Genomic DNA, 15,359 nt, shown 5'->3' with positions numbered 1-15,359 from the left:
AAGCACGGGAAGGTCAACCCGTCACCGCGGTCAGCACCCAGGGGCGCGCTCGTCCGGCCGCGGAACGCGGCGGGACGGCAGGACTACGAACTCAGTGGTTCAGGGGGCTGACGGCGTGACCGAAAGCCCCCACCGTGTCCGACTCGGGACTCGACATGGCCCGCACGGTACCCGACCGCGGCCCTCGGGGCACCCCGGTTTTCACAGCTGTCGGGGTGTCGTCGACGCCGTGGCCCGTGGCGGTCGGGCCCGGGCCGCTCGTCGGCCGGGCCCGGGTCGAGCGGTGGGCGCTCAGGCGGCCGTGGCGGTGTCCGGGGCGTCGGGGTGCTCGGGATCCTCCGGGCCCTCGGGGGCGGGGTCCGGCGGTTCGGGGGTGTCGAGGTGGACGCCCGGGGTGAGGTGGAAGCGCTCGGGGGACTCGGCCCGGGGGCGTTCGGCCGGGGGCATCGCCGCCCGCCGCTCCAGCCACGCGCGCAGCCGGGTCAGCGAGTTGCGGTTGCGCTCGGACGGATCGCCGCCCGATTCGCGCAGCAGGACGCAGGCCGGGCGGTCGCCGTCGGCCGGCACCTGGCCGACCACGGTGAACGCCGTGCCCGGCGGGAACGCCGCCTGGGCCGGGCCGTCGGTCGGGTCGAAGACGGAGGTGCGTCGGCCGGTGGCCGACCAGACGAGGAACTCCACGGAAGAGCCCGGGAGTTCGGCGCCCGGCGCGGTCAGCCCGGCCAGCGGTGCCGGTTCCCGGAACTGTCGGCCGGTCGGGTAGTGCGCCAGTACGGACTCCGGGTCGAGACCGGCCCCGGCGCCGAGCAGCACCGCGCCGTGATGGCTCGGCAGCCGGCGCAGACCGGAGCCGAGGCAGCGCAGGAACGGCCGCAGCTCCGGGTCCCCGGACCGCGCGGCCGCGATCAGGGCGGCACGGGTCGCGGGCACACCGGCGTCGGTGTGGTGGAGCAGGACGGCGGCCAGGTCGGGCTTGAAGTCGTCCTGCGAGGTGGAGCGCAGACCGGGGAGCCGGGTGGCGAGCTGGTCCAGCCGCCCGGTGCAGCGGTGGTAGTGGTCGCCGAGCAGGGCGCGGACGGCGTCGCGCTCGGTGGCGGTGCTCGCGGTCACCGGGGGCGGGCTGTCGTCCAGGCCGAAGTACCGGGCCGGGGCCGGTTCCGGTGCGGGTTCCGGGACGGCCGCCGGTGCCTCGGCGGCCGTCCCGGGCGGTGCGGCCGCGACCGGCGGTGCGACCGCAGGCTCGGAGGCCGGCTCGGACGGCGGCGCGGGTTCGGGCTCCGGTCCGGCGGTCGGTGCGGTCGGTGGGAGCGGTGCGGTCGGTGCGAGCGGGGGGACGTCGGGGGTCCGGACCGGCGGGCCGTCAGGCTCGCCCGGCGCACCCGTCCGGCCGCCGGGGGCGGAGCCGGACGGGCCGGCCCCTGATCCGGCGGTGGCGCTCCCGGCTGAGGACGGTGCGCCCGCGCCGGTGGCGGGGTCGGTGGCCGGGCCGGCGCTCGCCAGGGGGACCCGCCGGGGCGGCGCTCCCGTCCCGGCGAGGCTGCCGGTGGCGGGCGCACCGGTGGCCCGGACGGGCGTGGGCAGGGGGACCGGCGCCGGTTCGGCCTCGGGTCCGGGCTCCTGACCGGAGGCGGTCCCGGGCTCGGCGGGGACCCGGTGCCGGGCCCGGGGGTCGGCCTGGGACGCGAACGGGCTCTCCACCCCGGCCCCGGTCTCCGCTTCGGTCCCGGCTTCGGTCCCGGCTTCGGGAACGGGCGGCATCCGGTGTCGCAACGGGGCCTCGGCCTGCGACTCGAACCGGCTCCCGGGCCCGGCCCCGATGCCGTCCCCGGCACCCGTCGCACCTTCGGTGTCCGGTACGGGTGGCACCCGGTGACCGGTCGGCAGTTCGCCGCGCGAGGCGGTCCGCGACCCGTCGGGGACGGCCGGTCCGGGGACGGCCGGTACCCGGTGCGCGGAAGGGGCGGCGGCGCCGGGCCCCAGCGCGGCGGGCGCCTGCGGCCCCGCTCCGCCGACGGCCGCGGCGGTCCGGGCGGCCGTGGGCGCGGTCACCGCTGCGGCCACCGGCGCGGCGACCGACGCCCCGCGCCGGGCCGCGTCCGTGCCGCCGATGCCGTACGACACCGGCGCGACGGCGGGCGGGCCGCCCGCCGGCTGCTCGGCGCCGAGCCACTCCAGCTCGTACGTCCGGGCGACGAACCGCCCGACGGTCTCGGCGTCGGGCTCCAGCAGCCCGTGGACGAGCAGGCCGAAGCCCTCGGCGCCGACCGCGGGCAGCCGGCCCAGGAGGGCGCCCAGCTCCTCGAAGGCGTCGGCGGGCACCGGGCGGTCCCGCTCCCCGACGATCAGCAGCGGGCGGCTCGGCTCGGGCCGGCGGAAGCGCGGGGTGAGCACGTGCGGCGGTTCGGGGCGGAGCCACAGCCCGGCCGGGACGGCCTCCAGCGCCCAGTACGGGAACGCCTGGAACACCCCGGGCCCGGCGGTCCGCCAGTCGGCGCCGCCGTTGCGCCAGGCGGCGGGCGTGGTCGGGCAGCCGGGGGCGGAGGAGAGGCGCAGCAGGAACGGCTCCCACCCGATCCGGCCCTCGCGGTCCAGCACCCGCGAGGTGGGGCCGCCGTGGCCGAGGACGGGCAGGCCGATCGCGGCCTGCACCGGCCGGGCGGTACGGGCGGTCAGCGCGCCGGTGAGCGCGGAGAGTTCGTCGGGGGCCGCCCACGGGGCGCTGATCAGGGGGCGGTCGGAGCCGAGCGGCAGGGAGAGCACGGTCTCGGCGACGTCCTCGGGCAGCAGGACGGGCCGGGTCGGGGTGCCGATCACGATGACGGCGGTGCCGGGTGCGGCGGCCGCCAGCCGCAGGTCGGGCAGCGGGGTGGTGGCCGGGTCGGTCGGGTCGGTGAGCCAGAAGCCGGCCGGCAGCCGCAGGACGCGGACGGCGTTCGCCCGGCCCCGGACGGCGGCGGGGGCCGGAACGGCGGGCGGTTCGACGAAGGCGGTCGGTCGGGTGCGCCGCGATTCCACGGGGGCGACGGCGCCGATCGTGCCCGCCACCCGCCGGGGCTGCTCGCCGGGTTCGCACCGCCACCAGGAGGAGCGTGCGACCGCGCCCTCGGGGTCGTTGACGGTGAGGTGGCCGGCCGGGGTGATCTCCACCAGGCCGTCCGGGGCGACGACCGGGACCCCGGAGCGTTCGGCGACGACCTCGGCCGGGCGGCGGCCGTTGGGGGCGAGGGCGGCCAGTCCGGAGGCGGCGAGCACCAGGTGGGTGGCGCCCCGGGCGCGTGTGATCACCCCGAGGTCGGTCATCCGGTCGCGCAGGACCTTGGCCGAGTCCGGCGCGGAGGCGATCACCACGACGGCGTCGGGGACGGGCCGCAGGGCGCCGATGGCGGCTTTCAGCTCGCTCGGGTGGGCGGTGGCGGAGGCGATCACGAAGTGCGGGCCGACCTCGCGGAGCACCGACGGGCCCGGTTCCGCGGCGCGGGCGGGGGCCGGCACCGGGAGGGTCGCGGCGGGGCCGGACGCGGCGGGGGTGTCCCCGGCGGGCAGCGCGCGCTGCGCCCCGCGCCGCAGTCCGAAGCGGCGGCGGGGCTCGGCCGGGGGTGCGGGGTCGCCGGAGCGCGCACCGGTGCGGGAGAGGCTCATCGTCCAGGACTACGGCCCCGGCCGGGCGCCCGGTTCACCCGGGGGTCCGGCGGGGGCCGCGGCCGCTCCGTCCGGGGGCCGTCAGGCCCGCGCCGACGGCTCCGCCGCCCCGGCGGGGTCCGGCTCCGGCTCCGGCTCCGGATCGGGCATCAGACCGGTCTGCACCTGGACCGTCCGACGCCGGGTGATGTGCAGACCCCGGCCGGGCGGCAGCACCCGGGGCTTGATGCTGCCGAAGAGCGTGCCCTCGCTGGGCGGGCAGGAGAGCAGGGTGACGGGCGTGTTGACGTCCTGGAGCCGGCGCAGCAACTGGTCGCTGTAGGCGCGGCCGATGCCGTTGGCGGAGCGGGCGACGATCAGGTGCAGGCCGAGTTCGGTGCCCTGCGCCAGGTGTTCGAGGAGCGGGCCGAACGGGCCGGAGCCCATCTGGCCGGGGATCAGGTCGTAGTCGTCGACGATCACGAACAGCTCCGGTCCGGTCCACCAGTCGCGCAGCCGCATCCGGGCCGGGCTGATCTCCTCGCCGGGCAGCCGGGCCTCCATGGCCCGGGCCGCGCCGGTGACGACCTGCTTGAGGATGTCCACCGAGACGGCGTAGCCGAGCCGGTACTCCTCCGGGACGCTCTCGTAGAGCCCGCGCCGGAAGTCGACCAGCATGATCCGGGCCTCGGCCGGGGTGTAGGCGGAGGTGATGCCGTCGACCAGCAGCCGCAGCAGGTTGGTCTTGCCGCTCTCGCTGTCGCCGACCACCAGCAGGTGCGGCGACTCCTCGAAGTCGTGCCAGAGCGGCGAGATCGCGGTGTCCTCCAGGCCGAGGGCGATCCGCAGCCGGCCCTCGGGCGCGGGCAGGGAGGAGGCGTCCAGCAGCAGCGGCAGCATCCGCACCTCGGGCGCGCGGGGGCCGCTCCAGTGCTCGTTGAGGGCGTCGACGAGGTCCGCGATGCCGTCGGCGAGGTCGTCGGAGCCGCCCCGGCCGTCGATCCGGGGGAGGGCGCCGAGGAAGTGCAGCCGCTCCTTGGTGAGGCCCCGGCCGGGGCTGTGCGGGACGGTCTCGGCGGCCCGCATATTGATCATGGAGTCGATGGGGTCGCCGAGCCGCAGCTCGAACCGGGTGCCGAACTGGTCCCGTACGCCGGTGGTCATCTCGCCCCAGCGGGAGGCCGCGACGACCAGGTGCACGCCGTAGTTGAGGCCCCGGGAGGCGATCGGGGTCAGCGCGGCCACCAGGTCCGCGAACTCCTGGCGCAGGGTGCCCCAGCCGTCGACGACCAGGAACACGTCGCCGTGCCGGTCGTCGGCGAGCTCCGGGTCGCCGGCGGCCCGGCGGCGGCGGAAGGTCGCCATGGAGTCGACGCCCAGCTGGGCGAAGCGCAGTTCCCGGCGCGCGATGACGGCGTTGACCTCGGCGACGGTGCGGCCGACCCGCTCCGGGTCGTGGCGCCCGGTGACGCCGCCGACGTGCGGCAGGCCGCGGAGCGAGGAGAGCGTGCCGCCGCCGAAGTCCAGGCAGTAGAACTGGACCTCCTGCGGGGTGTGGGTGAGCGCCAGTCCGGCGATCAGGGTGCGCAGCAGGGTGCTCTTGCCGCTCTGCGGGCCGCCGGCGACGCCGACGTGCCCGCCGGCGGCCGACAGGTCGGCGGTGAGCAGCTCGCGCATCTGCTGGAACGGGCGGTCCACCACGCCCACCGGCACGGTCAGGGTGCCGACTGCGGGGCGGCCGTCGGGGGCCAGTCCGTGCCGGGTGCTGGGGGTGAGCGGCGGCAGCAGCTCGTCCAGGGTGGGCGGGGTGTCCAGCGGCGGCAGCCAGACCTGGTGGGCGGGCGGGCCGGCGTCGAGCATCCGCGCGGCCGCCAGGTCCAGCAGGTTCGGGGCGTCCTCCTCGGCCGCCTCCCGGGCCTCCTCGGCGGCGAGCACCTCGGGGTCGGGGTCGCGCGGGGCGACGTACTCGGTGCCGTAGGCCACGATCTGGCCGGCCACGGCGGCCTGCTGGACGGCGCCGCGCCGGCGGCGGTAGGGCCCGGAGACGTACGCGGCCTTGAACCGGGTGAGGGTCGCGATGTCGCTGCGCAGGATGCCGTTGCCGGGCTGGGAGGGCAGCTGGTAGGCGTCGGGCACGCCGAGCACGCCGCGGCTCTCCATGGCGGAGAAGGTGCGCAGGCCGACCCGGTAGGACAGGTGGGACTCCAGCGCGTGCATCCGGCCCTCGTCGAGCCGCTGCGAGGCGAGCAGCAGATGGACGCCGAGGGAGCGGCCGAGCCGGCCGATCATGATGAACAGGTCCATGAAGTCGCGGTGCGCGGAGAGCAGTTCGCTGAACTCGTCGACCACGACGAAGAGCGTCGGCAGCGGGTCGAGCTGGGTGCCGGCGGCCCGCGCGGTCTCGTAGTCCAGCAGCGAGCTGTAGTTGCCGGCCGAGCGGAGCAGCTCCTGGCGGCGGTTCATCTCGCCGTGCAGGGCGTCGCGCATCCGGTCGACCAGGGCGGCCTCGTCGGCCAGGTTGGTGATCACCGCCGAGGTGTGCGGCAGCTGGTCCAGGCCGAGGAAGGTCGCGCCGCCCTTGAAGTCGACCAGGACGAAGTTGAGCGTCTCGGAGGAGTGGGTGAGTGCGAGGGCCAGCACCAGGGTGCGCAGCAGCTCCGACTTGCCGGAGCCGGTGGCGCCGATCAGCATGCCGTGCGGGCCCATCCCGCCCTGCGCGGACTCCTTGATGTCGAGCTCCACCGGCTTGCCGTCCGCGCCGACGCCGATCGGCACCCGCAGGCGCTTGCCGCGCGGGCGCTCCGCCCAGCTGCGGGCGATGTCGTGCTGGTACAGGTCGTTGACGCCCAGCAGCGAGGTGAGGTCGAAGTCGGTGCTGAGCGGCTCGGAGACGTCCATCGCGTCGCCCAGCCGGTACGGGGAGATCGTGGTGGCGTAGCGGCGGGCGGCGGCGGCGCCGAGGGCGTCCGGGCGGCCGAGCGCGGTGACCTCGTCGCGCCGGTTGCGGTCGGCGGTGACGAGGTCCAGCCGGTCGCCGGTGATCCGCAGCCGCATCCGGAACGGCGCGTGCTTCCACTCCACCGCCCCGGAGACGTCCAGCAGCACGGCGTTGCGGTAGCCGGCCAGCAGGGCGCGGCTGCCGCTGGGCAGCTTCACGCCGTCCAGGACGATCAGGGTGAACGGCTCGTCCCGGCCGGGCTGGGTCTCCGGCTCGAACGGCGGCCGGTCGGCGAACTCCGGTCCGAGCAGCTGCTCCAGCTCCAGCAGCGAGTCGGCGACCAGGCGCACCGGCCCGGCGCCGTCCGTCTCGGTGGGGTGCAGGGAGTGCGGCAGCCACTTCAGCCAGGCCCACTCCGCGCGCAGCGCGGGGGAGACGGCGGCCGCGACCCGCAGTTCGTCCGGGGCGTGGAAGAACGCGAGCTGGGCGATCATCGCCCGGGCCAGCGCGCGGGCCGGCCCGGGGTCGGCGGCCTCGCCGGGCTCCGTGCCGGCCGGCGCGGGGAGGACGAGCTCCTCGCCCTCGTCCGGGTCGGTCTCCGGTTCCGGCGCCGGGTGCTCGCAGCGCAGCAGGACATGGGCGTAGCCGCGCACGTGGACGGCGATCGGCTGGTCGGCGATCGAGCCGTAGGCGTGGATGAAGCGGCGCAGCGCGTGCGCGCAGAGCGGTTCGAGGTCCTCCACCGGCTGGGTGGCCAGCGGGGCGAGCTTGACCGCCAGCCGCTGGGAGCCGGTGGCGATCCGCACATCGCCGAAGTCGGGGTGGGCGGCGCGCCGCTCCCACAGCCGCGAGGTGCGCACCAGGGAGGTGAGCGCGGCCGGGTCGGGGTGGCGCCAGGCCAGGGCGAGGCGCTGGTTGACGATGTGGCGGCGGACCTGGCGGCGCACCTGGGAGAGGTAGCGCAGGTAGTCCCGGCGCTCGCCACGCAGCTGGCGCTTGCGGTCGCTGGCGCCGCGGATCAGCTGGGTCACCAGCATGCCGACGGCGGACAGGCCCATCATGCCCATCGCCACGTAGGTGAGCGGCCCGCCGCTGGACTGCGGGTTGAGGAAGATCATCACCATCGAGAGCGAGCTGAGCGCCATCGGCGCCATGGCGATCATGTTGGACATGCCGCTCTGCTGCTCCGGAAGGACCGGCGGCTCCTGCAACTGGAGCTCGCCGTCCGGCATCGCCGGTCCGGGGCGCCGGGGCGGACGATCGACCAGGACCACGCTCAACGGGGCTCTCCTCTCGCGGCGCCCGGGGCGCCGCCGGTGACGGGGGGTCCGGCGGCCCGGGCCGTGCCGCCCGCGGACCACGCCGCACTCGGGCCTACGGCCCGCGGGGCCCCGCCGGTTCACCGCGCCCGCCGGGCCGGGGGTCCACCGGGCGGGCGCCGTGACCTGCCCGGTGAACCGTCCGGCCACCGCCGTCCGTACCTGTGACGGGAGAGCGGGCAGGCAGGTTCCACGGGAGGACGCGACAGGTGAGCAGCAGCACGGTGGCGACGGGGCTGGTCCGGCTGAGGTTCCGCGCCCCCGGGACCGCCTTCGAACTCGCCCTCCCCGGCGACGTTGTCCTCGCCGACCTGCTGCCGGCGGTGCTCGGCTACGCCGGTACCGACGTCACGGAGAGCGGCACCGAGCACTCCGGCTGGATCCTCCAGCGCCTCGGCGGCGCGCCCCTCGACGAGGAGCGCACCCTGGAGGAGCTCGGACTCGCCGACGGCGAGGAGCTCTTCCTGCGCCCGGGCCAGGACGCGCTGCCCGAGGTGCACTTCGACGACCTGGTGGACGGCGTCCGCACCGGCACCGCCGCCCGCGGCGACTCCTGGCGGCCCGCCGTCACCCGCCGGCTCGCGCTCGTGCTCGCCCTGGTCACCCTGGCCGGCGGGCTGCTGCTGCTGGCCCTGCCCGGCCCGGAGGCGCCCCGCTGCGCCGCCGCCGCGGTGGTGGCGCTGCTGCTGCTGGCCGGGGGCGCGGCGGCGACCCGGCTGATCGGCGACTCCGCGGCCGGTACGGCGCTGGCCGCCGCCGGGATCGCCCACGCCGCGGCGGCCGCCGCCCTGGTGCCCGGTGTCACCGGCCCGGCCCGGCTGCTGGCGGGCGGTTCGGCGGCGGTCGGCGCCACCGTGCTGGCGCTGGCGCTGGTCCGGTCCGGGCCGTTCTTCGCCGGACTGCTGGTGGCGGCCTCGCTCGCGCTCGCCGCCGGGGCGCTCGCCGTGTCCGGCGCGCCCACCACCCACATCGCCTCGGCGCTCGCCGCCGTCGCCGTGCTGTTCGGCGCGTTCGTCCCCGGGCTGGCGTTCAAGCTGGGCGGGCTGAGGCTGCCCGCGCTGCCCCGCAACGCCGACGAACTCCAGGAGGAGATCGAGCCGTTCCCGGCCGAGGACGTGCTCGCCCGCAGCCTGGTCGCGGACAGCTACCTGGCCGGGTTCTTCGTCGCGGTCGGCACCGTGTGCGCGGCCACGGTCTCGGTGCTGGCGCTGGCCCGGGACGGCGGCTGGGGCCCGACGGCGATGGCGGCCGACCTGGCGGTGCTGCTCCTGCTGCACGCCCGCGACATCGGCGGGCTGCGCCAGCGGCTCGCCCTGCTGCTGCCGGGCGCGCTGGGCCTCGGGCTGCTGGCCGCCCGCACGGGCTGGGACGCGGCGCCGGTCGCGCGTCTGGTCGTGTTCGTCGTGCTGCTGCTCGTCGCGACCGGTCTGTGCGCGACGGCGTGGACGGTGCCGGGCCGCCGGCTGCTGCCCTACTGGGGCCGGGCCGGGGACCTGCTGCACTCGCTCGCGGCGCTCGCCCTGCTGCCGCTCGCGCTCCAGGTGTTCGGCTTCTACGGGGCGATGCGCGGCCTGGCGGGCTGACCCGCCCACGCCGCACCCGCCCGCCGCCGACCACCCGCCCGTACGCCACAGCCGCCGCACCGAGGAGGACCACCGCATGCAGTCCCGACGGGACCAGGTGCAGGCCCACCTGTTCGTGATGAGCCGGGTCGCCGCCGGCGTCCTGCGCGCCGAGCCGGACGCCCCCGACACCCCCGTGGGCCGGACCAACCGGGGCGCCGCGATCGGGCTGGCCGTCGCGCTGCTGATCGGTGCCGGGGCCGGCGTCTACGGCCTGATCAAACCCGGTGGCGCGACCGGCTGGAAGCAGCCCGGCACCCTGGTGGTGGTCAAGGAGTCCGGCGCCCGCTACGTCTTCGCGGGCGGCCTGCTCCACCCGGTGCTCAACGAGGCCAGCGCGCGGCTGCTCGCCGGTGACCAGCTGAAGGTCGACCAGGTGTCGGCCCGTTCGCTGGACGGCGCCCCGCGCGGCACGCCGGTCGGCATCGTCGGTGCGCCGGACGGCCTGCCCGCACCGGCCGCCGCGGCCGGCGCCGACTGGCTGCTCTGCACGATGCGCACCGCGACCGCCGGGACGGCGGCGGCCAAGGCCGCCCCGCAGCTCTCGGTCGCGATCGGCACCCGGCAGACCGGCCGCCCGGCCGGTGAGCAGGGCGTCCTGGTCACCGGTCCGGACGGCGCCGTGCACCTGCTCTGGCACGGCCGCCGGTTCGCGGTGGACGCCGCGGGCGGCGCCGCCCGGGCGCTCGGCTGGTCCGCCGCCGTGCCCGTCCCGGTCACCGCCTCCTTCCTGGCCGCGTTCCCGGCCGGTCCGGAGCTGCGGGCCCCGGAGGTGCCGGGCCGGGGCAAGGACGGCCCGGTGCTCTCCGGCCGTCCCACCAAGGTCGGGCAGCTGTTCACCGGTACCGGCGAGGAGCGCTACGTGCTGGCCGAACAGGGCCTGGTGGCCGTCACCGCCACCCAGTTCGCCCTGCTGCAGGGCGAACCCCGGACCCAGCAGGAGGCGTACGGCAACGGCCAGGTGGCACCCGCCCCGGCCGGGGCGGCCGACCTCGTCGCGCACACCGCGCCCGCCTCCGCCGCGGCGGCCTTCGCCCCCGAGGGCCTGCCGGGCCGCCCCCCGGCGCTGCTGCCGCCCCGGGCCGAGCAGGCCCTGTGCGCGGCGCTGCGGCCGGCCGCCGACGGCGGGGACCTGGACGTGGCGGTGCTGGACGCCTCGCCGGTGCTCGGCCTGCCGCCGGTGCTCCAGCCCGGGGTGCTGCCCAGCTGCACCCCGGCGGACCGGATCGCGGTGCGCCCCGGCGGCGGCGCGCTGGTCCGGGCGGTGTCGGGGGCGGGCTTCGGCGGCACCCTGTACCTGGTCACGGACACCGGCGTGAAGTACCCGCTGGCCTCGTCGGCGGTGGCCGAGCGGCTCGGTTACCCGAAGGCCGCGCCGACGGCGGTGCCGGGGCGGGTGCTGTCCCTGCTGCCCACCGGTCCCAGCCTCGACCCGGGGCCGCTGGCGGGCGGCATCGTCCAGCCCGCGGCGGGTGGCGAGGGGCGCTGCACGCGCTGAGCCGAGGCGTCGGCGGCCGACGTGAACCGCCGGGCCGGGTGCTCCCGTTCACCCTGACGGGCCGGTCCGACCGGCCCGCGGCGAATCCCGCCGGTCGGGAGCGGCCGGCGGCACCGGAGGAGGTACGTACGTGGCGCAGCAGACGACGGTCAGTCAGCAGGTCCTGAACGACATCAGGACCCAGGTCGAGGCGAAGTACGCGGCGATGAGGCAGACCGCGATGTACATCGAGGACATCAACACCGCCATCCGGGACAGCTTCGAGGGCGCGGCCAGCACCACCTTCCAGAACAACATCAACGACTGGCTGACGCAGTACGCGGCGGTCAGCCGGGACTACGACGCCTTCCACGGCAAGTTCGGCGACACCAGCCAGATCTTCGCCGCGACCGGCGACCACACCCAGACGATCGCGAACAACAGCCTGGGCGGCGACCCCGGCCGTGCCGGCTACATCGAGGGCGTCCTGAACCCGCCGAAGTGACCGACTGACCTCCGCACCGACCGTTCGACCCGAAGGGAACCATCATGACCGACGGCCACATGTCACTCCACTACGCCGGTGTCGACACCGCGATCAACGATCTGGAGGCGCATTCCGCGACCATGCACAGCCAGATGGAGGAGCTCAAGACCTACCTCAACAGCAAGATCAACGTTGAGCTGATCGGTGACTTCTCGGTGGCCGCCGGCACCCTGGCGACCACGCTGGAGAACGCGGACGCGGCGATGCGCGGCAAGATCGTCAACGCCCACAACGCGCTCACCGAGATCCGCACCGCCATCAGGGACGCGGACATGAGGGCCAGCACGCACTTCGACCACGTCCAGGGCTGACCGGCATGGCGGACGAGGAGGACAAGGGCGACGGCGGAACCGTCAAGGTCACCGACAACTTCCTGAAGAACTTCTCCGAGACGGCCATCAAGAAGTTCCTCGACGACGTCAAGGTGTCGCAGCCGGTGCGGGAGCTCAGGGCCTACGCCGACGGCAGCACGCCGTTCCTGACCGGCAACAACTCGGGGAACTTCACCGCGCCGGGCACGCTGGCCACCACGCTGAAGGCGTACGACGACTCGGTCGCCAAGCTGCTGCAGGCCGTCGTCGACCAGTTCGGGACCCTGGTCATCGACCTCCAGCTCGCCGACCGCTGGCTCAACAACGCGCTGGACGAGTCCCTGGACTACGCGCAGTTCATGAAGCTGGCCGGGCGGACCCTGAACCCCGGTAAGTAGATCCGGCGGGGGATCCCCCGCCACCACGGCGGAGCCGGCCCGGGCACGGGCCGGCCCCGCGACACGTCCGGTCGGGCTCGGCCGCGAGAGGGGATGCCATGGGGCACATCTGGGAGGACGCGCTGACCTTCCTCGGGTCGTCGGCCGACGCGAAGCCGGCCACCCGTGAGTCGGTGCGCGACGACGAGAAGCCGTGGGTCAACACCGACGTCCGCAAGGTGGAGGTCCACAACGGTTGGCAGGGCATCGAGGAGGCGGGCTACAAGGACATCCCCCTCGACAGCTGGGTGGCCTGGTACTTCACCTACACCGTGGGCGCCGCCACCAAGGAGTGGCACGCCAGTTATGTCATCGGCACCAATGTGAACTACGCGAACCTCGACGGCGCGGGTGCCAAGTTCGCGGCCTGGACGGCCAGCAGGGCGCCGCTGGAGCGTTTCATCGACGGCACGACGAAGGCGAACGACCGGCTCGACCCGGCCGGCTTCACCAAGGCGGCGAACAACCTCCGGGACTTCACCTACTTCCTCGACGGCTGGATCACCAAGATCGGGACGGACTGGGTGAAGGGGATCGGGGAGGAGGACGGCGACTGGCAGGGCAGCTCGGCGAACGCCCTGCGGGCCCTGCTGTTGGCGTTCCGCAACGAGATCGACGCGGACAACCGGATGATCCGGCTGGCCGACGTCGGTTCCTTCCTGACGCCGGTCAAGGGCATCCTCGACACACAGCTCGCGGCGCTGTGGAAGGGTTTCCAGGAGTGGTGGAACACGCCCCTGGCCTGGCCGACGAACACGGTCACCGCCGCACTGATGGAGGGGGTCAAGGGCGCGACGCTGAAGATCGACTCCAGCGAGCGGACGCCGACCTGGCACAGCCGCCAGGATGTGGGTGACGGTACCGGTGACGCCTACGGCAGGGCTGACCAGCTCAGCAAGCTGAAGTTCACCCTCACCGGGGCGCCGTTCGGCGACCCCGGTACGGTCGACTTCTGGAAGAAGGTCGACAAGCGGGCCCGGGAGATCTGGGTCGCCAACGTCGTCAAGATCCTCGACAAGGCGGCCGACGACGCGCTGACCGCCATCGGCACGGCCTACGGCAACGCCACCAACGCCGCCACGCCCCTGAAGCCGTTCCCGCTGATCATGCCCGATGCGAAGACCCCGTCGCCGGACGACCCGACCAAGGACAAGGACCCGACGAAGGACGGCCCTCCCGACATCAAGGACATCGGCGGCGGGCCGGACACCAAGAACCTCGGCGGGGGTCCGGACACCAAGAACCTCGGCGGCGGTCCCGACATCAAGGACATCAAGGGCGCCGGCGGTGGCGGAGGTGGCACCGGGGACCTCGGCGGAGGCGGAAGCAACAAGCCGAACCTCAACCTCGGTGACATCGGGGGCAACAGCGGCAGCAACAACCCGAACCTGAACCTCGGCGGAGGCAGCGGCAACCTGCCGAACCTCAACCTCGGCAACGGCGGCTCGGGCAACTCCGGAAGCAACTCCGGCAGCGGCCCCAACCTCATCGGCAATCCGTTCCCCGACCTCAACTCCGGCCCGCTGCCCGACTACCTCCTCCCCGGAGGCTCCAGCTCGAACCGGCCCGTGGTGGTCCCCCCGACCTCCGTCATCACCAAGGACGGGCGGATCGTCGACGAGAGCGGCAACCCCGTCCTGGACGCGGCCGGCAACCCGATGGTGGCCGGCCCGGGCTACACCATCGGTCCGGACGGCGTCCTGCGCGACGGCCAGGGCAACACCGTCTCGCAGAACCGGCAGCTGCTCGCCGACCGCTACTCCGCGGCGGGCGACGACAGCGGCCCCAACCTGCTGTCGCCCAACAGCTTCGGCGCCGGCGGCTTCTCCTACAACACGATGGGCCTCGGCGCCGGCGGCTCGGGCGGCGGGAGCTCGCTCGGCCTCGGCGGCGGCCCGATGATCGCGGGCATGGGCGGCGGCGTCAGCAACCGGGCGCTGGCCGCCGGTGGCGACCCGTCCGTCACCAAGGCCGCGGTCGACCAGGCCAACGCCGAGCGCGTCGCGGCCGAGCGGGCCGCCCGCGCCGCGGCCCAGGAACAGGCCGCCCTGACCGGCCAGCGGACCGCGACCTCCTCCGGCGGGATGCCGCCGATGATGCCGCCGGGCGGCGGCATGGGCGGCGGCGCGGGCGGGGCCGGCAACGAGAAGGACCGCCGCCGCACCACCTGGCTGGCGGAGGACGAAGAGGTCTGGGGCACCGACTCCGGTGCCGTGAGCGGTGTCATCGGACGCTGAGGACGTCCCGGACGCCGAGGACGTCCAGGACGTCCTCGGCGTCCGGGACGCCGCCCGCACCCGACCACGAGGAAAACGAGGAAAGAGCGCATGAGCAACCCGTTCGCGGAGCAGATCGCCCAGGCGATGGCCGAGATGCAGACCGAGCTGGCCAGGGCCGAGGAGATGCAGCAAGAGATGAACGAGCTCACCGGCTCGGTCACCTCCAAGGACCGGATGGTCACCGCCAAGGTCGGCTCCCAGGGCCAGGTCGTCTCGCTCACCTTCCACACCAACGACTACCGCGACATGGCCCCCGCCGAGCTCGCCAAGATCCTCACCGACGTGCTCAACGAGGCCCGGGCCGACGTCGGCAAGCAGGTCGCCGAGCGGATCTCCCGCTTCGACGGGATCGGCGAGACGCTGCGGCTCTCGATGACCGGCGGCAGCGAGCTGGACGAGATCCTCGAACCGCTCTGGGCGATGCGTCCGGGATTCGACGCCGACGAGAAGAAGAAGAAGGCCGGCCGGCAGGAGGAGTTCCGTGGTTAGCCCGAACACCACCTCCAAGACGGCGATGCTCAAGAAGAGCTTCGCCGAGTTCTTCGAGCTCAAGGACTACGTCGCCAAGCTCACCACCGAGGCCGAGCACATCAACGCGATCAACCTGCGGGTGGGCGGGAACGACGAGATCGGCAAGCAGTACCACACCCAGGTCGACGACGGCACCAAGAACCTCTACGAGCTGCTCCTGAAGATCGGCTCCACCGTGGGTTCGGTCGGCGAGAACGGCGAACTGCTCGCCGTCACCCTCGACCGGGCCGGCGACCACGCCAACGACCTCGCCAACGGCTTCTGACCCACCCGTCGCCGA

At 75.1% G+C, this 15,359-nt stretch carries 10 protein-coding genes; 8 read left to right on the top strand and 2 right to left on the bottom strand.

The window, feature by feature from the left end:
• Positions 1-291 precede the first annotated feature (291 nt).
• Entirely contained in the window at positions 292-3,639 is a 3,348-nt protein-coding gene (locus IF01_RS0131435) for a hypothetical protein (RefSeq protein ID WP_030396992.1), read from the bottom strand.
• A gap of 81 nt (positions 3,640-3,720) precedes the next feature.
• On the bottom strand, positions 3,721-7,788 hold the full coding sequence (gene eccCa / locus IF01_RS0131430) for a type VII secretion protein EccCa (protein WP_051756597.1): 4,068 nt from the start codon (positions 7,786-7,788) through the stop codon (positions 3,721-3,723).
• 296 nt (positions 7,789-8,084) lie between these two features.
• On the opposite strand from eccCa, the gene eccD reads away from it, so the two are divergent.
• The 8 genes from eccD to IF01_RS0131385 all read left to right on the top strand — a co-directional run bounded on the left by eccD (position 8,085) and on the right by IF01_RS0131385 (position 15,344).
• A complete protein-coding gene (eccD, locus tag IF01_RS0131425; RefSeq protein ID WP_030396990.1) occupies positions 8,085-9,458 on the top strand; it encodes a type VII secretion integral membrane protein EccD in 1,374 nt (457 codons plus the stop codon).
• Between the two features lie 76 nt (positions 9,459-9,534).
• Complete coding sequence (gene eccB, locus IF01_RS0131420; RefSeq protein WP_030396989.1) at positions 9,535-10,995, top strand: type VII secretion protein EccB; 1,461 nt, start codon at positions 9,535-9,537, stop codon at positions 10,993-10,995.
• Between the two features lie 130 nt (positions 10,996-11,125).
• Positions 11,126-11,479 carry a hypothetical protein gene (locus tag IF01_RS0131415; RefSeq protein ID WP_030396988.1) on the top strand — a complete coding sequence of 118 codons (354 nt, stop codon included), beginning with the start codon at positions 11,126-11,128 and terminating at the stop codon, positions 11,477-11,479.
• Between the two features lie 44 nt (positions 11,480-11,523).
• Positions 11,524-11,832 (top strand): hypothetical protein, encoded by a 309-nt coding sequence (locus tag IF01_RS0131410; protein ID WP_030396987.1) that lies wholly within the window; start codon positions 11,524-11,526, stop codon positions 11,830-11,832.
• Between the two features lie 5 nt (positions 11,833-11,837).
• Positions 11,838-12,230: a hypothetical protein gene (locus IF01_RS0131405; RefSeq protein ID WP_030396986.1), complete on the top strand. Its 393-nt coding sequence runs from the start codon at positions 11,838-11,840 to the stop codon at positions 12,228-12,230.
• 98 nt (positions 12,231-12,328) lie between these two features.
• Positions 12,329-14,506 carry a hypothetical protein gene (locus tag IF01_RS51175; RefSeq protein WP_030396985.1) on the top strand — a complete coding sequence of 726 codons (2,178 nt, stop codon included), beginning with the start codon at positions 12,329-12,331 and terminating at the stop codon, positions 14,504-14,506.
• A 90-nt stretch (positions 14,507-14,596) separates the two neighbouring features.
• Positions 14,597-15,037: a YbaB/EbfC family nucleoid-associated protein gene (locus IF01_RS44485; protein ID WP_051756576.1), complete on the top strand. Its 441-nt coding sequence runs from the start codon at positions 14,597-14,599 to the stop codon at positions 15,035-15,037.
• Positions 15,030-15,344 (top strand): hypothetical protein, encoded by a 315-nt coding sequence (locus IF01_RS0131385; RefSeq protein ID WP_030396983.1) that lies wholly within the window; start codon positions 15,030-15,032, stop codon positions 15,342-15,344. Before IF01_RS44485 ends, IF01_RS0131385 begins: the two co-directional genes overlap by 8 nt.
• The last annotated feature ends 15 nt before the right edge of the window (positions 15,345-15,359 follow it).

Source organism: Kitasatospora purpeofusca (genome assembly GCF_000718025.1).
GTDB classification, from domain to species: domain Bacteria; phylum Actinomycetota; class Actinomycetes; order Streptomycetales; family Streptomycetaceae; genus Kitasatospora; species Kitasatospora purpeofusca.
The sequence above is the reverse complement of the archived record's forward strand: the minus strand, read 5'-3'. Positions and strand labels throughout refer to the sequence as shown.

What these genes read in the sequence shown, in the direction of transcription:
- IF01_RS0131435 (WP_030396992.1), bottom strand. Translation starts at nt 3,639, where the DNA reads ATGAGCCTCTCCCGCACCGGTGCGCGCTCCGGCGACCCCGCACCCCCG.
- eccCa (WP_051756597.1), bottom strand. Translation starts at nt 7,788, where the DNA reads ATGCCGGACGGCGAGCTCCAGTTGCAGGAGCCGCCGGTCCTTCCGGAG.
- eccB (WP_030396989.1), top strand. Translation starts at nt 9,535, where the DNA reads ATGCAGTCCCGACGGGACCAGGTGCAGGCCCACCTGTTCGTGATGAGC.
- IF01_RS0131410 (WP_030396987.1), top strand. Translation starts at nt 11,524, where the DNA reads ATGACCGACGGCCACATGTCACTCCACTACGCCGGTGTCGACACCGCG.
- IF01_RS0131405 (WP_030396986.1), top strand. Translation starts at nt 11,838, where the DNA reads ATGGCGGACGAGGAGGACAAGGGCGACGGCGGAACCGTCAAGGTCACC.
- IF01_RS51175 (WP_030396985.1), top strand. Translation starts at nt 12,329, where the DNA reads ATGGGGCACATCTGGGAGGACGCGCTGACCTTCCTCGGGTCGTCGGCC.
- IF01_RS44485 (WP_051756576.1), top strand. Translation starts at nt 14,597, where the DNA reads ATGAGCAACCCGTTCGCGGAGCAGATCGCCCAGGCGATGGCCGAGATG.